At 58.6% G+C, this 17,675-nt stretch carries 18 protein-coding genes; 6 read left to right on the forward strand and 12 right to left on the reverse strand.

Translation table 11 applies throughout. The features are described from left to right. Positions 1 to 3 precede the first annotated feature (3 nt). The 3 genes from sdhA to sdhC are packed head-to-tail and all read right to left on the reverse strand — an operon-like array spanning position 4 to position 2,487. Positions 4 to 1,770 carry a succinate dehydrogenase flavoprotein subunit gene (sdhA, locus tag I6L35_RS17655; protein WP_013723668.1) on the reverse strand — a complete coding sequence of 589 codons (1,767 nt, stop codon included), beginning with the start codon at positions 1,768 to 1,770 and terminating at the stop codon, positions 4 to 6. A gap of 1 nt (position 1,771) precedes the next feature. Further along, a complete protein-coding gene (sdhD, locus tag I6L35_RS17660) occupies positions 1,772 to 2,116 on the reverse strand; it encodes a succinate dehydrogenase, hydrophobic membrane anchor protein (protein WP_216953466.1) in 345 nt (114 codons plus the stop codon). Further along, a complete protein-coding gene (gene sdhC, locus I6L35_RS17665; RefSeq protein ID WP_005346101.1) occupies positions 2,110 to 2,487 on the reverse strand; it encodes a succinate dehydrogenase cytochrome b556 subunit in 378 nt (125 codons plus the stop codon). The genes sdhD and sdhC overlap by 7 nt, the downstream gene beginning before the upstream one ends. 64 nt (positions 2,488 to 2,551) lie before the next feature. On the opposite strand from sdhC, the gene I6L35_RS17670 reads away from it, so the two are divergent. The 3 genes from I6L35_RS17670 to I6L35_RS17680 all read left to right on the forward strand — a co-directional run bounded on the left by I6L35_RS17670 (position 2,552) and on the right by I6L35_RS17680 (position 4,627). Further along, complete coding sequence (locus tag I6L35_RS17670; RefSeq protein WP_005346115.1) at positions 2,552 to 2,740, forward strand: hypothetical protein; 189 nt, start codon at positions 2,552 to 2,554, stop codon at positions 2,738 to 2,740. A 189-nt stretch (positions 2,741 to 2,929) separates the two neighbouring features. Beyond that, positions 2,930 to 4,216, forward strand: coding sequence for a citrate synthase (locus I6L35_RS17675; protein ID WP_005346116.1), 1,287 nt, complete (start codon positions 2,930 to 2,932; stop codon positions 4,214 to 4,216). A gap of 93 nt (positions 4,217 to 4,309) precedes the next feature. After that, positions 4,310 to 4,627, forward strand: coding sequence for a DUF4377 domain-containing protein (locus I6L35_RS17680; protein ID WP_216978905.1), 318 nt, complete (start codon positions 4,310 to 4,312; stop codon positions 4,625 to 4,627). 62 nt (positions 4,628 to 4,689) lie between these two features. On the opposite strand, the gene I6L35_RS17685 is transcribed toward I6L35_RS17680, so the two are convergent. Then, on the reverse strand, positions 4,690 to 5,130 hold the full coding sequence (locus tag I6L35_RS17685) for an acetyltransferase (protein ID WP_216978906.1): 441 nt from the start codon (positions 5,128 to 5,130) through the stop codon (positions 4,690 to 4,692). A gap of 58 nt (positions 5,131 to 5,188) precedes the next feature. Continuing rightward, complete coding sequence (locus I6L35_RS17690; protein WP_216978907.1) at positions 5,189 to 6,034, reverse strand: DUF5718 family protein; 846 nt, start codon at positions 6,032 to 6,034, stop codon at positions 5,189 to 5,191. 337 nt (positions 6,035 to 6,371) lie between these two features. On the opposite strand from I6L35_RS17690, the gene I6L35_RS17695 reads away from it, so the two are divergent. Continuing rightward, on the forward strand, positions 6,372 to 6,764 hold the full coding sequence (locus I6L35_RS17695) for an NUDIX domain-containing protein (protein WP_216978908.1): 393 nt from the start codon (positions 6,372 to 6,374) through the stop codon (positions 6,762 to 6,764). A gap of 75 nt (positions 6,765 to 6,839) precedes the next feature. On the opposite strand, the gene pdxY is transcribed toward I6L35_RS17695, so the two are convergent. The 3 genes from pdxY to I6L35_RS17710 all read right to left on the reverse strand — a co-directional run bounded on the left by pdxY (position 6,840) and on the right by I6L35_RS17710 (position 9,298). Beyond that, a complete protein-coding gene (gene pdxY, locus I6L35_RS17700) occupies positions 6,840 to 7,703 on the reverse strand; it encodes a pyridoxal kinase PdxY (protein WP_216953460.1) in 864 nt (287 codons plus the stop codon). 173 nt (positions 7,704 to 7,876) lie between these two features. Further along, positions 7,877 to 8,650 carry a DUF429 domain-containing protein gene (locus tag I6L35_RS17705; protein WP_216978909.1) on the reverse strand — a complete coding sequence of 258 codons (774 nt, stop codon included), beginning with the start codon at positions 8,648 to 8,650 and terminating at the stop codon, positions 7,877 to 7,879. Between the two features lie 84 nt (positions 8,651 to 8,734). Further along, the gene (locus I6L35_RS17710; RefSeq protein ID WP_100645709.1) at positions 8,735 to 9,298 is read right to left on the reverse strand and encodes a phaC PHA synthase; all 564 of its coding nucleotides are present in this window, start codon (positions 9,296 to 9,298) and stop codon (positions 8,735 to 8,737) included. Positions 9,299 to 9,558: 260 nt separating this feature from the next. Here I6L35_RS17710 and ybcJ point away from each other — a divergent pair, with 260 nt between their 5' ends. Then, a complete protein-coding gene (ybcJ, locus tag I6L35_RS17715; RefSeq protein ID WP_005361116.1) occupies positions 9,559 to 9,792 on the forward strand; it encodes a ribosome-associated protein YbcJ in 234 nt (77 codons plus the stop codon). A 33-nt stretch (positions 9,793 to 9,825) separates the two neighbouring features. On the opposite strand, the gene I6L35_RS17720 is transcribed toward ybcJ, so the two are convergent. The 4 genes from I6L35_RS17720 to I6L35_RS17735 form a co-directional block, all read right to left on the reverse strand. Beyond that, positions 9,826 to 10,299 (reverse strand): DUF4442 domain-containing protein, encoded by a 474-nt coding sequence (locus I6L35_RS17720; protein WP_019446113.1) that lies wholly within the window; start codon positions 10,297 to 10,299, stop codon positions 9,826 to 9,828. Between the two features lie 167 nt (positions 10,300 to 10,466). Further along, the gene (locus I6L35_RS17725; RefSeq protein ID WP_216978910.1) at positions 10,467 to 12,218 is read right to left on the reverse strand and encodes an ABC transporter transmembrane domain-containing protein; all 1,752 of its coding nucleotides are present in this window, start codon (positions 12,216 to 12,218) and stop codon (positions 10,467 to 10,469) included. After that, positions 12,215 to 13,951: an ABC transporter transmembrane domain-containing protein gene (locus I6L35_RS17730; protein WP_216978911.1), complete on the reverse strand. Its 1,737-nt coding sequence runs from the start codon at positions 13,949 to 13,951 to the stop codon at positions 12,215 to 12,217. The genes I6L35_RS17725 and I6L35_RS17730 overlap by 4 nt, the downstream gene beginning before the upstream one ends. 166 nt (positions 13,952 to 14,117) lie before the next feature. Then, positions 14,118 to 16,922 carry a response regulator gene (locus I6L35_RS17735; protein ID WP_216978912.1) on the reverse strand — a complete coding sequence of 935 codons (2,805 nt, stop codon included), beginning with the start codon at positions 16,920 to 16,922 and terminating at the stop codon, positions 14,118 to 14,120. Positions 16,923 to 17,089: 167 nt separating this feature from the next. Here I6L35_RS17735 and trxC point away from each other — a divergent pair, with 167 nt between their 5' ends. Beyond that, entirely contained in the window at positions 17,090 to 17,524 is a 435-nt protein-coding gene (gene trxC, locus I6L35_RS17740) for a thioredoxin TrxC (protein ID WP_216978913.1), read from the forward strand. The last annotated feature ends 151 nt before the right edge of the window (positions 17,525 to 17,675 follow it).

Below are 17,675 nucleotides of genomic sequence, written 5' to 3' on the forward strand. Positions count from 1 at the left end.
CAATCAGTAAGTCCGAACCTTGGGCGGGAACGCCTCACGGGTCTTGGGTGACATGTTGACAGCACGACGGGTCATGGACTCGGTGTCCGGATGATAGAGGCTGTGGCACAGCCAGTTCTCATCGTCGCGATCCGGGAAGTCGAAGCGGCAGTGAGCACCGCGACTCTCGGTACGGAAGTTGGCGGCAACCGCCGTGGCAAACGCCGTCTCCATCAGGTTGTCCAGCTCCAGGCACTCGATGCGCTGGGTGTTGAACTCTTTGGAGGTGTCATCCAGACGGGCTGACTTGAGGCGCTCGCGGATAACCTTGAGCTCGGCCAGCCCCTCTGCCATCGCAGCCCCTTCGCGGAACACGGAGAAGTTGTTCTGCATGCAGCGCTGCAGGTCTTTGCGGATCTGCACCGGGTCTTCCCCGTCACGGCAATTTTCCCAGCGGTTGAAGCGGGCCAGTGCGGCATCCAGATCCGACTCAGAGGCATCGCGACCATGTTCCATCTCGCCCAGAGTGTTGACCAGATGCATGCCGGCCGCGCGGCCGAACACCACCAGATCCAGCAGGGAGTTGCCACCCAGACGGTTAGCGCCGTGCACCGAGACGCAGGCAATCTCGCCCACCGCAAACAGACCGACCACCGGCACATCGTTGCCGTTCTTGTCCTGGGTCAGGCACTGGCCATTCACGTTGGTCGGCACGCCACCCATCATGTAGTGGCAGGTCGGGATGATCGGGATCGGCTCTTTGACCGGATCCACGTGGGCGAAGGTGCGAGAGAGCTCGCAGATCCCCGGCAGACGGGATTCCAGCACCTCTTTGCCGAGGTGATCCAGCTTGAGCTTGATGTGCGGGCCCCAGGGACCGTCGCAGCCACGGCCTTCACGGATCTCGATCATGATGGAGCGGGCCACCACGTCGCGGCCGGCCAAGTCCTTGGCGTTCGGGGCGTAACGCTCCATGAAGCGCTCGCCATCTTTATTGAGCAGATAGCCGCCTTCACCACGGCAGCCTTCGGTTACCAGCACCCCTGCCCCGGCGATGCCGGTCGGGTGGAACTGCCACATCTCCATGTCCTGCACGCCGACGCCGGCACGCAGCGCCATGCCGACGCCGTCACCAGTGTTGATGTGGGCGTTGGTGGTGGACTGGTAGATACGACCGGCACCGCCAGTCGCCAGCACGGTGGCCTTGGCCTTGAAGTAGACGACTTCACCGCTCTCCATATCGATGGCGGTACAACCCACCACATGGCCATCCTGGTTCTTCACCAGATCCAGCGCATACCACTCGGAGAAGACGGTGGTCTTGTTCTTGACGTTCTGCTGATAGAGGGTGTGCAGCAGGGCGTGACCGGTACGGTCGGCGGCCGCTGCGGTACGAGCAGCCTGCTCGCCACCGAAATTCTTGGACTGACCACCAAACGGACGCTGGTAGACAGACCCGTTATCGAAACGGGAGAAGGGCAAGCCCATGTTCTCCAGCTCATAGATAGCCTCGGGACCGGTTTTGCACATGTATTCAATGGCTTCCTGATCACCGATGTAATCGGAACCTTTTACCGTGTCATACATGTGCCACTGCCAGTTGTCGTCGTGGGCATTGCCCAGCGCAACCGTGATCCCGCCCTGAGCGGAAACAGTGTGAGAACGGGTTGGAAAAACCTTGGACAACAGAGCGCAGCTCTTGCCGGACTGGGCAATCTGCAGCGCGGCGCGCATACCGGCACCACCGGCACCAATCACCACAGCATCAAATTCACGAGTTGGAATAGTCACCTTACACACCCCACAGCACGACGAAACCCGTCATCAGATAGACAAACAGCACCACGACCAGGGCAAATTGCAGCGCCCCGCGCAGCCCTACCGGCTTGATATAGTCGGTCAACACCTGCCACAGACCGATCCAGGCATGGATCAGTACGCAGAGCAGGGCCAACAGGGTGAATACCTTGGTGAAGGTATTGGCGAAGAAACCTGTCCACACCTCGTAGGTGATGTCGTTGAACGCGACAAAACTCACCAGATAGAGGACATAGCAGGTCATGATGAGGGCGGTGGCGCGGATCAGGATGTAATCGTGAACGCCGCTGCGCCCGAAAGTTGCAGAATTGGTTACCATACAAGCACTCCCGCTAATACAGCCAGGATCGCGGTGATCACGAAGGCCACACGGGCACTCTGATTACCGGATTCCAGCTCTTCCCAATAGCCCATGTCCATGACCAGATGACGCAAACCGCCCACAATGTGGTAAGCCAGCGCAGTCAGGATCCCCCACAGCACGAATTTGACCAGGAAGTTGTCCATGATGGACACCACTGTCTCAAATCCTTCGGGAGAGGCGAGTGAAGTGCCAAGCATCCACAGCAAGATGCCCAGTGCCACAAAGGTAATGACCCCTGAAACACGGTGCAGGATGGAGGCGATGGCAGTGACAGGAAAGCTGATCGTTTGTAGGTCGAGGTTGACCGGTCTCTGTTTGTTTTTCACGCTTGCCCACTCAGCTCTATTGAGCACGTTAGTTATTGTTTTAACTCACACTTGAGGGCACGGGATGGTGATTGTTGGCTATTTGTTACCAAAACACTCTGAAAAAGCCAAAACGCGAATTTTTGGTTTCACATCAGGCTTTGCCAAAGCGTTTCAAACACCAGCAGCCATGACCCACGTGGCGCAGTATATCCACGCCCTTAAACGAAGACAATCAAACAGCTACAAAGAAAACACAAAACCGCAAACTTGATCGCATATTTAATTTAACATTCCATTAATGCCGTTAATGCCGCCCCAGCAAAATTGACATTGATAGGGAACTCTGTTTCAAATAGGGCGCTCCAGCCACCTCGGTATGGGTAACAACCTTTGCCAGCGTCATAAAAGTCGTAATAGAGTAGGACTGGAACCAAATTATAAAGAGCAAAGGAGACGTGCTATGGCTGATAAGATAGCCACCCTACACCTGCCCGGGAAAGATCCGGTTGAACTGCCGATCCTCTCTGGAACCGTTGGACCTGATGTTGTCGATGTTAGAAAGCTGGGTGGGCAAGGGTATTTCACCTTTGACCCGGGCTTTATGGCGACCGGTTCTTGCAAATCTGCCATCACCTACATTGACGGGGATCAGGGTGTCTTGCTGCACCGTGGTTACCCCATCGCCCAGTTGGCCAAAGAGTCCAACTATCTCGAAGTCTGCTATATCCTGCTCTACGGCGAGGCGCCGACCAAGGCCCAGTTTGCCGATTTCCAGCGTACCGTGACCCGCCATACCATGGTGCACGAGCAGATTGCCTTCTTCTTCCGTGGTTTCCGTCGTGACTCCCACCCCATGGCCATCATGTGTGGTGTGGTGGGTGCACTCTCTGCCTTCTATCACGACGCCCTCGACATCAACAACGAACAGCACCGCGAGATCTGCGCCTTCCGCCTCATCTCCAAGATGCCGACCCTGGCGGCCATGTGTTACAAGTACTCTATCGGCCAGCCGTTCATGCATCCGCGCAACGCCCTCTCCTATGCAGGCAACTTCCTGCATATGATGTTTGCGGTACCGACCGAGGAGTACAAGGTCAATCCGGTGGTCGAGCGCGCCATGGACCGCATCTTCACCCTGCACGCTGATCACGAGCAGAACGCCTCCACCTCCACCGTCCGTCTGGCTGGCTCCTCCGGTGCTAACCCGTTTGCCTGTATCGCCGCCGGTATCGCCTCCCTGTGGGGTCCGGCCCATGGTGGTGCCAACGAAGCCTGCCTGCGCATGCTGGAGGAGGTAGGCTCGGTGGATCGCATCCCCGAGTACATCGCCAAGGCCAAGGACAAGAACGATCCGTTCCGTCTGATGGGCTTCGGCCACCGTGTCTACAAGAACCATGACCCCCGTGCCACTGTGATGCGTGAAACCTGTCACGAGGTATTAACCGAGCTGCAGATCAAGGATCCGCTGCTGGACGTGGCCATGGAGCTGGAGCGCATCGCGCTCTCCGACCCCTACTTCATCGAGAAGAAACTCTACCCGAACGTGGACTTCTACTCCGGTATCATCATGAAGGCGATCGGTATCCCGATGAACATGTTCACCGTGATCTTCGCCATCTCCCGCACTATCGGCTGGATTGCTCACTGGAACGAGTTCCACTCCGACCCGGATAGCAAGATTGGCCGCCCGCGCCAGCTCTACGTGGGCCACCCGCAACGGGATTTCACGCCGCTTGATCAGCGTTAATGAACTGAATCAACATGGTTTGTTACAAAGGCGGTCATTGACCGCCTTTTTATTTATCGCTCTAATGCCCCTTTCAATTCGAAGGAGTCCCCCATGAAACCTCTGCTTGCCAGCGCCGCCCTGCTGCTCACCGCCTGTCAGGGCACCGCGGTCCAACAGGGTGAGACCCTCTATATCAACAGCCAGCTGGTCGATTGTGTCGGGGTCGGGCCGATGCAGTGCATGCAGGTGCGCAGCGACGAGCAGCAGCCCTGGACGCTTTTCTATCAGCAGATCGAGGGTTTCCAGTTCGAGCCGGGCTACCAGTATCAGCTCACCGTGAGCAAGGAGCAGCTTACCAATGTGCCGGCCGATGCCTCCTCCCTGCGCTACCAGCTGATCAAGGTGGTCAGCAAGATCGCCAGCAAGTAACGGCAGGATCAAAAACGGGGGATGGCGCAGGCCATCCCCCGTTCATTATCACACTTGAACGACTATCGCGGCAGCAACGCCATATGGAGCAAAGGATAGGGCTTGCCCTGGCCATCCAGCGGCGAGCGGCCCGTCACGACGAACTCCATCTTGTGGTAGAAACCCACCGCCTGCTCATTCTGCTCGTTGACGTCAACCAGCGTCGCGCCACACTGGCTGATGGCATGTTCCACCAACCGGCGACTCACGCCACTGCCGCGCACCGCCGGCGCCACAAACAGCATCTCTATCTTGCCATCACATAGCCCGCAAAAACCGGCAATGCGCCCCTCCTCCATTCGGGCACAGTGCAGTGTCACTGCATCGAAGTAGTGCTCCAGAATAAGCGGTTTGAGCGCGAGGATCTCGGCCTCGGGCAGGAAGTGGTGGGTCGCCCGAACCGAGGCCTCCCACAACTCGATCAGGGCCGGATAATCGGCCCGCGTAGCAGTATCAATCTTCATCAATGACTCTTTGTTGCAGCCAGCAGGATGGCTGTGGCCTCCCCGCGGGCCAATCTGATTAGCGCGCATGCACCGCCTGCAGCAGCACCGACACATCGGCACCAAAACTGCGGGTACGGATCGCCTCGCGAATATCCGCTTCGCTGTAGCGGCTGCCCGGATAGACCACCACACAGGAGGTGTCGCCAGGCTTGAGGAAGTGGGTCTCGCCAAACGGGGTATAACGGGTGGCACCGATGCTGATGAGCGCGTGGGGAGGATGCCCCGCCTGCGCCAGCAGTCCCTGAATGTGCTCCGCCGGCCCTTCATCCTGCTGATGGTTGAACTTGTCGATGGCCCAGTCGAGCAGCTTGCAATGGAAGTAGCTGTAGTCGATGGCGGCGCTGTCTACCCCGTAGGCGTGCAGCTCACCGTCTCGCTCCAGATAGCAGGCGATGCGATAGTCATCGAGCTCGCAGCCGGCGGCAAAACCGGATAGCGGCAGCAGGTTGGCCGCCAGCCCCTTGCTCTCTTCGCCCCAGTTCTTCTTCTCGCTGATCTTCTTGGCGTTGGGACGACGGATAGAGCAGTCGTTATAGGCGCCAAAGGCGCGGGGATGGATCGCCACCACCTGCTTGCCCGCATACTCCAGCTCGCACCAGAGGGCCACTTCCGGCTCGATCTGCACCTTCTCGTCACCACTGACCGCCGCCTCCGGCAGGAAGATAGCCTTGTCGCTCAACGGGAATACCCCGAGCTGACCCGGATGACCGGGCACGAAGAAGGGGAACAACGCCTTGGGCGCCGTGGTGTCGCGCACCACAACCGCCACGAAATCCGACGCTTCACCCGCCTGCTCCAGATGACCGGCGAAATTGCCCGCTACCCCGAGTCCGATAAACTTGCTCTCTGCTGCTATCTGCATCTTGCTCACCTGCATCTTGCCCACGCAAGGTAGCAGGCCCGTCGCCCACTACCGCTAAAGTGGCAAGATTAAACCACAAGGGCCCCGCCTTCGCCCAGTCCGGCCCTGTCGTGGTGTGCGCCAGTCTACTTTTTTAGGGACGAGAAGGCTGTGGCGAACCAGCTAGTGCGCACTCTTCCAGCTACGCGGTCACCGCGCTGGAAACAGTGCGTTTCCGGCCTCTCCCCTCTTTCTTCTTGGGACTCAACTTCATCTTTGTTAGGCTGCCTGCATGCAAAACAGCGGTGCGCTTGAGTGCGCCCGGCTCATCACGGCAACCCCATCGGAGAGAAAACGGATGATCGACAAACTCGCCTGGCTCACCTTTAAAGATCAGCAACTGCTCTGCGCCCGCTCCCACGGCAAGGACATCTATTACATCCCCGGCGGCAAACGGGAACCGGGTGAGAGCGATGAGGCGGCCCTGATCCGCGAGATTGAGGAGGAGCTGGCCGTCACCCTGCTGCACGACACCCTACGCTTTGCCTGCGAGTTCAGCGCCCAGGCCGATGGCAAGCCGGCAGGAGTCGAGGTGCGCCTGCGCTGCTACACCGGCGAAGCGAGCGGCACCCCCATCGCTTCGGCCGAAATTGCCGAGCTGCGCTGGCTAGACAGCACTCACCTCGATGAGCTCTCCCCCGTCTCCCGTCTGCTGTTTGCCTGGCTGGCTGAACAGGGGTTGATCCGCTGACCCCATAACCGGGAGCGATACAAACAAAAGAGGTGAGCCAATGGCTCACCTCTTTTGCTTCAGACATGGCAGCAATCAGGGCAGTATCACCGCTCGCACCTCCACCTTCGGCGAATCAAACGCATCTTGCGCGGCGATCAGCTGCAACTCGTAAGCCTGCTGGCGCCAAGTCTCTTGCAGCACCGCATCCACCGAGGCGTTGGTGCGCTCGAACGCGCTGACCGCATCGTGGCCGGCCAGCAAATTCGCCAGCATCAGGGCGCTGATAAGATCGCCAACCCCCACCGGCTGGCGGGCAAAGTCATAAAGCGGACGGGCAATCAGGTAATCCCCTTGCGGGGTGGCCAGCAGCATCTCGAAGCGGCTGGAGTCCTGCGCCGCACGACCGAGATGCTTGACCAGCACCAGCTTGACGCCGCGGGCCAGCAGCTGATGGGCAGCCGCGCGGGTCTGATCCAGATCAGCCAGATGGGTATCACAGAGGGTCTCCAGCTCCAGCAGGTTGGGGGCCATCATGTCGGCCACCGGCAGCGCCTGCTCGGTCAGGAAACGGGTGACGCCGGGAGCAACGATACACCCCTTCTCCGGGTGCCCCATCACGGGGTCGCAGAAGTAGATGGCATCGGGGTTGGCCGCCTTGACGGCGTTGACCACGGTCAGGATCTCGTCCCCCTGTTCGGCGGAGCCAAGGTAACCGCTCAGCACGGCGTCACACTGGCTCAACACCTCGATATTGCCCAATCCTTTCACCAGCGCACTGATATGACCCGCAGGCATCGCCATCCCCTGCCACCCCTGGGCATATTGGGTGTGGTTGGAAAACTGCACCGTGTTGATGGGCCATACATCCATACCGAGGCGGCGCATGGGGAAGACGGCCGCGCTGTTGCCGGCACAACCAAAGACCACGTGGGACTGAATAGAGAGAACGGATTTCATCGGGAATACCACAGCAAAGGATCAGCAAGGTGGGCAATATATCGGATGAAGATAACGATGCGCCACCTTGGCGCGGGATGAACAGGCAATTTCCTGACTAAAGACAGGTTTTTTGCGCCATTTGGCCCGCATCGACAGGATGAGCGGCGCCATGATGTGCCGCGTCCCCGTCGTCACATGCCGTTGTGCTCAACGCCATGGGCAAAGTGATAGACCCATCCCTCATCACACGGCATGTCACTGGGTGGCGAAATCAGCTCAGGCAATACCGTAACCTTGCCACCAGCGGCATATTGCAGCGCCATCAGGGCGCAGAGCGCCGCATCGTAGCGATCCGTATCCGGCACCACATCGGCAGGCAGCAGCGCCGCCAGCTCGGGTCTGGCAGGGGATGCCTTGCCGCCCACTTTGGTCAATGCCGGATAGACCTCCAGCACGGCACGACTGGCCTTCGGGGCAACGGTCGGCACCAGTTGCAGATCCGAGAGTCGCGGCAGCATGGAGAGCGCCAGGGTGGCGTTGTTGCCGAGCCGGTCGAAGGTAGCCGAGAGCGGCTTCTTGCCGTACTGCTGATACAGCCAGCGCTCGCAGTCGCGGTAGGCGTAGGGGTTGTCTATCTCCCGTTCGGGCACGGCGCAGCTATGTGGTTGGCCGTTGAGCAGATCCCGCAAGGCGCGGGGAAAAGCGAGCGGCGCATCGATACCGAGCGCCAGTTGCGGGCAGGCTTCTACCTGCATCAGGGTCAACTCATTTTGCAGGGCGGGACGCAGCAGCGCGGCCAGATCCGGCGCCACCCGCGAGCTCAGACGAAACAGCGGCGACACCCCGAGCCAGTGCAGGCGGTTGGATTCGGCCTGCCAGCCCACCACGGCCACCGCCTGGGCACTGCCCTGCCAGCCACGCACATCCCAGCCGATCCCGATTGCACTCATCTGCCCTGCCGTCATCAATTACCTCTGTTCGCCTGTCACAAGTTGCAAGAGGCACAGGGTAATCAGCAGATGCCTTTAACGCAAAGCGAACTGCCTTGGTCAGAACGATTTCTGGAAGTTCACCAGCGGCAGAATGGGGAACACGCCGTTGGCGGCATAGTTGGCCAGCCCGATCTGCAAGCCGTCGAGGTGCTTGGTCGCATTGATAAAGCCAATCTGGAAAGTGGTACGCTCGGCATAGTTGACGAAGCCGACGTTGGCCAGCGCATTGCCCTTGGCGATATTGACCGCCCCCCAGTTAAGCCCCTGCACATTGTTGGTCAGGTTGACCAGCCCCAGATTGACGCCGGTATCCTGCCCTTCGTGCCAGTTGATGGCGTTGATGGCGACCCCGCCAAACTGGTGGCGCACCCGACCAGCACCCAGGAATACCCCGAGCTGCAGGCCGCTCAACTGATCCACATCGGAGAGGGCGAAGATCGGCAGATCAATACCCTTCACCTGACCGGTCCGACCGTAGAGCAGCGAGGCGCGCGCCCCTTCCACCTGATGGGACGCGGGCAAATTGACCCCGGGCAGCGAGACCTGCACCGGAGTACTGGCCTGCGCAACACCGCACAGAGTCAGGGCGCTGCATGCCAGCAGCAGGCGGGAGAGTGTCATGGGAAGTTCCTTGGGTCATTGAGAGTGGCCCGATCCTAACAGCCAAGGGAGAGTGTGGGCACACCAGCAGGGACGAGGTGCGTCACGATACGTCACGGGTGGCCCTCTCACCTCTCCATCAGGACTTGCGAAAGCGCCACCTCAAGAACAATCGGCCACTTTTTCACAGCGACTAGCCCCTCTTCCTTTCTTTGCCTGAGCGAACTGCCTAAAATAGTCGCCCTGCTGTATCCGGCATTCATCCATCTAGAGGATTTCCCATGGAGACGTTTCTGCTCGAAGGTCACCCCTTCGTTGCCTTGTGTGACCTTATCAAACATCAGGGGTGGGCCGATTGTGGCGGCGCCGCCAAAGCCCTCGTCGCCGAAGGGCTGGTCGAGGTGGACGGTCAGGTGGAGACCCGCAAGCGCTGCAAGATCGTGGCCGAACAGGTGGTCAACTTCAACGGCATGAAGGTCGTGGTGAAAGAGGGCGTCAGCCCGGAGATTGGCTAAACCCGTTTCGGGGAGCCACTCTCCGGCAACCGGCTAGCTGGCCTTGATCGACAGGGTCAGCACAAAACGCGCCATCGCCTCATCCCCGTTTAATGACGGACAGGTGGCCACCACCTGGATGGGGCGATTGATGCGCTGACCGCTTGCCAACGATTCGTCGATCATGGCGTCAATCTCCTCCCCCGCTGCGCAGTCGAACTGCACATCCCCCTCCGGTCGTTTCAAAAACTCCCCCTGCACATCCTTGAAGGCGAAGTGCACCTTCTTGCGCCGCTGCCGCCCCTTCTCCATCACCAGCAGACCGCCTACCAGATCGGCGCCGGTTGCCAGCGCGCCAAAATACATGCTGCCCAGGTGGTTGCGGGTACGCCATCCAAGGGGAATGCGAATGCGCAGCGCCTTGGCGTTCATCTCTTCGATGATCGGGGCACAAAACCCGATGACGGGAATATAGCGCCAGGCAAACAGCCGGAGCGCCAGATTGGCTTTGAAGCGTTGCAAATCCATATGCGAACTGATCCGATGAGTTAATGTAAACAACATGTTGCCTGCATCTACGCCATTCGACAAGCACAGGGATCACGGTTACGACCTTTTGCCCAACGCAAAAAAATAGAGGGAACCGCATCGGTTCCCTCTTTTCGTTCATGTCGCTGTTACAGCAAATGTGCCGATCAGGCGCGCTTCTCTTCCAGCCAGGCCCCCTGACTCTGCATCTCGAACAGCTGGGCATAGTGACCGCCGAGGGCCATCAACTCACCATGGGTACCCCGCTCATTCACCTGACCGCGTGAGAGCAGCAGGATCTCGTCCGCATCGACGATGGTCGAGAGGCGGTGGGCGATGGCGATGGTGGTGCGGCCACGACGGGCAGCAGAGATCGCCTGCGACAGCGCCAACTCGGTCTGGGAGTCCACGCTGGCCGTCGCTTCATCCAGAATGAGGATACGCGGATCCCCCACCAGCGCGCGGGCAAAGGAGAGCAGTTGCCGCTGACCGGCGGAGAGGTTCTTGCCACCCTCCTCCATCAGGGTGTTGATCCCCTGTGGCAAGCTGTGCACAAACTCGGCCAGCTGCACCTCGCTCAGCGCCTGCCAGAGCCGCGCGTCATCTATGCCGGCGCGGCCGAGACGCAGGTTCTCCGCCAGGGTGCCGACGAAGATAAAAGGATCCTGCTGCACCAGCCCGATGCTGCGGCGCACCGCCGCCAGCGACAGGGTATCCAGTGCGTGATCATCGAAGCGGATCTGCCCCTGATCCAGCGGATAGAAGCCCATCAGCAAGCTGATAATGGTGGACTTGCCGCTGCCGGTATGGCCCACCAGCGCCAGCATCTGGCCCGGTTTTGCGGCAAAACTGACCTCGCGCAGCACCTGCTGCTCACCATCGTAGGAGAAGCTCACCCGATCGAAACTGACCCGCCCTTCCAGCGGGATCATCTCGCCATCGGTGCTCTCGCGGGTTTCATCGAGCAGGGCAAAGACACGCTCCCCCGCCACCATCGCCTGCTGCAGCTGGTTAAGCTGGTTGGTCATCTCGATGAGCGGCTCGATCATCCGCCCCAGATAGCTGATAAAGGCGTAGAGCACCCCCACCTGAATGGCACCGGCGTGGCTCACCCCCTCATGGGAGAACAGCGCCAACAGGCCGATCAGCACCATCATGTAGAAGAGATCGATGAGTGGACGCAGCAAAATGCCGTTGATCTTGAGGCTCTTGATCCGTGCCGACCAGTGCTGCTGGTTCACCTCGGCAAAGGCGTTGGCAAAGTGGCGCTCCTGCACCATCGCCTGAATGACCGGCATCCCCTGCAGCGACTCGTTGAGGCGGCTGTTGATGTCGGAGAGCAGGCTGCGAGTCGCTCGCACCACCGGCACACTCAGTTTCTGGTAGAGCCACATCACCCCGCCCACGGCGGGCAGCAACAGGGAGCAGACCAGCATCAGCCGCAGATCCAGCAGCGCCATGGAGATGAGGATGCCGCACAGCAGCACCACCTTTTGCACCAGCAAGCCGATCACCTGCACATAGAGGTTCATGATCGCCTCGGTGTCGTTGGTGATGCGGGAAATCAGCGAGCCAGAGCGATGCTTGTCAAAGTAGCGGGCCGGCAACCGGATCGCGGTGGCAAATACCTGCTCGCGCAGGGTTTGCACCACCGCCTGGGCGATGCGGTTAAAGCGCAGGGATTGCAAATAGAAGCCCGCCGCCGAGAGCACCTGCAAACCCAGATAGCCCGCCGCAATCAGGGCAATGGTGGGCAGCACGATATTGCGAGGCGCCAGATAATCATCGATAAAGAGCTTGATCAGCAGCGGCCCGGCCACTTCGGCGCCGGTGGCGAGCAGCAAACAGATCCCCGCCTGGATCAGCCAGCGAGGATACTGGGCGCAGTAAGCGAGCAGTCGTTTAATTGTCGGATTCACAGGCTCTCCTCCACCGCTTCTTCGAGTCGCTGATAACGCACCATATCTGCATACCAACCATTGTGCGCCATCAGGGCACCGTGATGACCCCGCTCGCTGACGGCCCCCTGCTCCAGCACCAGGATCTCGTCGGCCTGCTCCACCGCCGTCATGCGATGGCTGACCAGGATCAGGGTGCGACGATGGGCCTTGAGGGAATGCAGAATTTGCTGCTCGGTGTGGGCATCCACCGCCGAGAGCGCATCATCGAGCACCAGAATGGGTGCATCCAGCAGCAGGGCGCGGGCAATGGCCAGCCGCTGTTTCTGGCCGCCGGAGAGGGTCACCCCTTTCTCCCCCACCTCGGTCTCATAGCCCTTGGGGAAACGCACGATATCATCGTGGACACAGGCAATGCGCGCCACCCGTTCGACCTCCTCGCGGCTCGCATCGGGTTTGCCGAGGGCGATATTGGCGGCGATGGTGGTGGAAAACAGGAATGGCTCCTGCGGCACATAGGCAAACTGGCTGCGCAGTGTGGCGAGCGGCAGCTGGTCAATCGGAACGCCACCCATGACAATCGAACCGTGAGTCGGATTGGCAAGGCGCATCAACAGCTTGAGCAGGGAGCTCTTGCCTGCCCCGGTGCGCCCCACCACCCCGAGCATCCCCCCTTGCTTGAGGGTAACGTCGATATCCGCAAGCAGGGTGCGCTGCTCAAGTTGATAGCTCACCCCTTTGATCTGCAAAGGAAAGGCTGAGGTAAACGCGGCCGGCTGGGCGGGCTCTTCGATATCACTGCGCTCCCCCAGCAGGCTTTCGATACGGGAGTAGGCGGCGCTGCCCCGCTCAATGATGTTGAACAGCCAGGCGATGGCAAACATCGGCCAGATCAGCTGGCCGAGGTACATGGTGAAGCTGGTGAGCTCACCCAGAGTCAGCTCATCGCGCAGCACCAGCACACTGCCCCCCGCCACCGCGAGGAAGTAGGAGCAACCGATACAGAGATAGATGACCGGATCGAACTTGGCATCGATGCGGGCCACCGCCATATTGCGCTCCCCCGCCTGTTTGGTCAGCTCGGCAAAGCCTTCATCTTCCAGCGATTCAACCGCATAGGATTTCAACACCCGCACGCCGGAAAGGGCCTCCAGGGTCTTGTTGTTGAGCCTGGAGAAGGCCCCTTGCGCCGCCTTGAACTGGGTGTAGATCTGGGTGCCGAAGCGGTTCATGAAATAGGCCATCACCGGCAGCGGCAGCAAGGAGACCAGCGTCAACTGCCAAGAGTACTGGCTGCACATGATGGAGAGCACCAATACCCCGACCATGATGGAGTCCACCAGAGTCAGTACCCCTTCGCCAGCGGTCATCTCCACAGCCTGAATGTCATTGGTGGCATGGGCCATCAAATCGCCGGTACGGTGGCGCTGATAAAAATCGGGGCTCATCCGGGTGAAATGGCTGAAAAGGCGATTGCGCAACACATAGGCCAGACGGTAAGAGGCACCGAACAGCATCACCCGCCAGACGTAGCGCAGCAGATAAATCAGCACACCCAGACCAAACAGCCCCGCCAGATAGCGCATCAGGGTACCATTGTCGAGACCGCCCTTGGTGATGCCATCAACCACCCAGCCCACCACTTTGGGCGGAATAACGGTCAACAGGGCCACCATCAGCAGCAGGGAGATGGCAGCCAGATAACGGGGCCACTGCTCCTTGAAAAACCAGCTCAATCGTAGAAATACGCTCACACCACCAACCTTTAGCGCTCTCTGCCCGTGACCGCTCCAAGGAGCGGCCATCAGAGAAGCCACGCAGAAATAGAACAATGAAAACAATCGCCTCCGGCTGGAGGCGATTTGAACGAAAGCTCATCATATCCCGAACCGGGATGGTTGAGAATAATTACTATTTAATTCACTGTGACATGCGATCATCCCCTGATGAATAGGGATTATACGAATTTTCATGCTGCTCACCGGTCAACAGGAAGTGTGACACCTCTTCCCGGGTCTGGCTGAAGACCTGTTGCAACTGCTCCAGATCCGCCTCGCTCAGCACCTCGTTTTGCCGCAGGCGCCACTCCAGCTCGCCAGCCACCAATTGCAGACGGGCCGCCGAGATATTGGCAGACACCCCCTTGAGGGTGTGCAGTAGCTTGCTGGCCACCTCGGGCTGCTGACGGCGCAAGGCGGAACGGATCTCCCACAGATCGTCCTTGTGCTCCGACATAAACAGCTTGAACAGGATCTGCAATGCCTCCTTGTCCTGCTCCAGCCGCTTGAGGGCATCCTGCAGATCGAGGATCCCCATCATATCCGGCGGTTTCACCTCCATGATCCCCGCCTGCTCCACCCCTTGCGGCTTCACCCACTGCAGCAGGTTGTTGTAAAGATCCAGCTTGCTCACCGGCTTGGTGACGTAACCATTCATCCCCACCCCCAGGCAGCGCTCCTTGTCTCCATGCATGGCGCTGGCAGTGAGGGCTATGATGGGCACATCGTGCTTGTCGACCATTTTGCGGATCTGGCGGGTGGCATCGAGTCCGTCCAGCACCGGCATCTGCAGGTCCATCAGGATCACGTCAAAAGGCTGCTCGGCAACCCGCTCCACCGCCTCGCGACCATTGTTAACCACGCACACTACCGCATCGACCCGACGTAGATATTCGATGATGAGCTGCTGATTGACCCGGTTGTCTTCGGCCAACAGCACTCGGGTACCCTGCAACAGGGATTTGAAGTGCTGCTGATCCCCCTGAGCCTCTGCCTTGCGCAGATTGAGTTCATAAGAGCTGCCATTGAGCAACTCGTCCACCTTGGCCAGCAGGGCATTCTCGGTCATCGGCTTGGGCAGAAAATGGGTCAGCCCCATGCTGTCCATCCGGGCGTGCAGCCCCTCTCTGGCCCAGGCGCTGATCATCAGGATGGGTATCCGCCGCCACTGGCTGTGCTGATACATCTCCAGCGCCAGATCGAGTCCATCCTCCTGCCCCATGCGCCAGTCGAGGATTGCCAACCGCAGATTGGGCCCCTCTTCACGCAATAATTGACGGGCACGGGAAAGGGAGTTGACCGGCAGCACTCGCACACCCGCCCGAGTCAGGATGTCCCGAGCCAGATCCAGCACCAGTTCGTTGTCATCCATCACCATCACCAGCGGCTGGTTTTCGAAGAAAACTTTCCGTCCAGCCACACCGTAGACCGCCTGCGCCATCGGGATATCGAACTTGAACAGAGAGCCGACGCCAGGCTTGCTCTCTACGGTGATCCGCCCCCCCATCAGCTCCACCAGCCGCTGGGAAATATTGAGCCCAAGACCCGAGCCGCCATATTTGCGGGTATTGCCCGCCTCCAGCTGGGTAAACGCCTGAAACAGTTGGGTCTGCTTCTCTTCGGCAATGCCGATGCCGGTATCGCGCACACTGAAGCGGATCCGCATTGGATGGGAGTTGGCCAGATCGATGGAGACTTCGACCTCACCACGTTCGGTGAATTTGATGGCATTGTTCACCAGATTGACCAGAACCTGCCCCAGCCGCAGAGGATCCCCACGCAAGAAGACAGGCACCTCCGGCGATTTGCGAATGATCACCTCCACATGTTTGCGCTCCGCCAGATCGGCAAACATGCCCGCCAGCGAGTCGAGCTGCTCGCTGAGATCGAAGTCGATCTCCTCCAACGTCAGCTTGCCGGACTCCACCTTGGTCAGATCGAGAATGTCGTTGATAAGCAGCAGCAAGGTATCTGATGAAGACTTTATCTTGCCCAGATAGTCCCGTTGTTGCTGATCCAGCTCGGTCTGCAGTGCCAGTGAGCTGAAACCGATGATGGCATTCATGGGGGTGCGGATCTCGTGGCTCATATTGGCCAGAAAATCGCTTTTGGCCTGTGCCAGCAAGGCCGTCTGACGGGACAACTCGCTCAACTTCTGATTACGACGCCATAGGGTATAGGCCACCAGCACAAAACTGATCAAGGCACCGCCAAGCACCATTAAATAGAAGCGGTTCAGCAATGATGAAGCCCGCTCCAGCTTATCCATCTTCCAGCGCACCAGGTTATCGCTCACCTGCATATCGATGAGACGATGGCGCAGGGTATGATAAGCCATCACCTGACGACTCAAATCCTTGCTCAGGTTAACCAAGGTGATCACCTCGGGTTGCGAGCCGTAATGGGAAGCAAGAGCACGCTGCAACAAGCTCAGCTGTTGCTGATACTGGTTATCGGCGCTGTGTTGCAAAAAATGGCTGAGTTGGGCCAACTCATTGAGATCACGATGCAAGAGGCTCTCTGCCGGCGTGATAGCGCGTACCTTCTCAAGCTGATGCTGAAAGGGTTGCACGATATATTCCACCGCCTTTTCCATGCTGTACAGTCTGGCCAGCTCCATCTGGTAGAGATCCAAATCCTGCAGCAACCTCTGTGAAAGAGGCGTTTGCTCAACCTCAGCATCACTACGAACCCTGTGAACAAAGCTATCGAGGATACCGGATAACTGGACGAGCCGTTGCTGAACATTGCTATCATTGGCACTCTCACGACCAAGCAGGTAAACACTGTCGGTGTTGATCCGGTTCAGCACTGCCTCCGCTGCCTGATTCAGGCTGTATGCACGCTGCTGTTGACTAAGCAGTTGCCAGCAAAGAACCAAGAAGCCGAGCAACAAGGCAGCAACAAGCAGCAGTACCACAGGGCTCTTCCGTGATCCTTTATTCATCCCGTTTTGACTCTCTACTTATAATGGCCGCTGAATTGTCCGGCTTGAGCAGAGCTCGGAGTGGAAGTGTCCACCCCAGCCGAGCGCTGTGTTAACGTTATTTCACTATTTTAACTCTGGCACTATTTTCATCACAGCCACCAGAACCGATCTTCAAGGAGACTATTATGTCATTTATCACTACTTATTGTAGCCACTGCTTTACAAGAAACCGCCTGCCCTCCACCCATGTAACCCACTCCGCCAAATGTGGGCACTGCAAGGCGTCCCTGTTCAGCCAAACCCCTTGCCTCGGGAAGGCGGATAACTTCGATACCCTGATCAACTCCGATATTCCGGTCGTTGTCGATTTTTGGGCCAGCTGGTGCGGCCCTTGCCAGCAGTTTGCTCCAGTATTTCATGATGTTGCCCATGAACTCGAACCACGGATGCGCTTTGTCAAAGTCGATACCGAGCAGCAGAGCACCATTGCCGCCCGTTACGCCATTCGCAGCATCCCCACCCTAATGGTCTTCAAACAGGGTAAAGTGGTGAACCAGATAAATGGATCCCTGCCCAAGAACATGTTCAAGCAGTGGCTGGAACAGTTCATGGATGTTTAATTTATGTTTCAGAAATGTTTGATTTATGTATTTATTTCCTCATTTTTATCAATGAGTGTGTGAGTAGAGACTGATTTTCAATATGTGAGCCTGTTTCAAACAAGTGAATGGATGTAATCTCGGCAACACAAAAACAACCATAAATTAACCG

It is taken from the genome of Aeromonas sp. FDAARGOS 1405, from assembly GCF_019048265.1.
Classification (GTDB): Bacteria; Pseudomonadota; Gammaproteobacteria; order Enterobacterales; family Aeromonadaceae; genus Aeromonas; species Aeromonas veronii_A.

Coding starts and splice junctions, on each gene's coding strand:
- sdhD (WP_216953466.1), bottom strand. CDS start 2,116: ATGGTAACCAATTCTGCAACTTTCGGGCGCAGCGGCGTTCACGATTAC.
- I6L35_RS17670 (WP_005346115.1), top strand. CDS start 2,552: ATGGTGATTGTTGGCTATTTGTTACCAAAACACTCTGAAAAAGCCAAA.
- I6L35_RS17675 (WP_005346116.1), top strand. CDS start 2,930: ATGGCTGATAAGATAGCCACCCTACACCTGCCCGGGAAAGATCCGGTT.
- I6L35_RS17680 (WP_216978905.1), top strand. CDS start 4,310: ATGAAACCTCTGCTTGCCAGCGCCGCCCTGCTGCTCACCGCCTGTCAG.
- I6L35_RS17685 (WP_216978906.1), bottom strand. CDS start 5,130: ATGAAGATTGATACTGCTACGCGGGCCGATTATCCGGCCCTGATCGAG.
- I6L35_RS17690 (WP_216978907.1), bottom strand. CDS start 6,034: ATGCAGATAGCAGCAGAGAGCAAGTTTATCGGACTCGGGGTAGCGGGC.
- I6L35_RS17695 (WP_216978908.1), top strand. CDS start 6,372: ATGATCGACAAACTCGCCTGGCTCACCTTTAAAGATCAGCAACTGCTC.
- pdxY (WP_216953460.1), bottom strand. CDS start 7,703: ATGAAATCCGTTCTCTCTATTCAGTCCCACGTGGTCTTTGGTTGTGCC.
- I6L35_RS17705 (WP_216978909.1), bottom strand. CDS start 8,650: ATGACGGCAGGGCAGATGAGTGCAATCGGGATCGGCTGGGATGTGCGT.
- I6L35_RS17710 (WP_100645709.1), bottom strand. CDS start 9,298: ATGACACTCTCCCGCCTGCTGCTGGCATGCAGCGCCCTGACTCTGTGC.
- ybcJ (WP_005361116.1), top strand. CDS start 9,559: ATGGAGACGTTTCTGCTCGAAGGTCACCCCTTCGTTGCCTTGTGTGAC.
- I6L35_RS17720 (WP_019446113.1), bottom strand. CDS start 10,299: ATGGATTTGCAACGCTTCAAAGCCAATCTGGCGCTCCGGCTGTTTGCC.
- I6L35_RS17735 (WP_216978912.1), bottom strand. CDS start 16,922: ATGAATAAAGGATCACGGAAGAGCCCTGTGGTACTGCTGCTTGTTGCT.
- trxC (WP_216978913.1), top strand. CDS start 17,090: ATGTCATTTATCACTACTTATTGTAGCCACTGCTTTACAAGAAACCGC.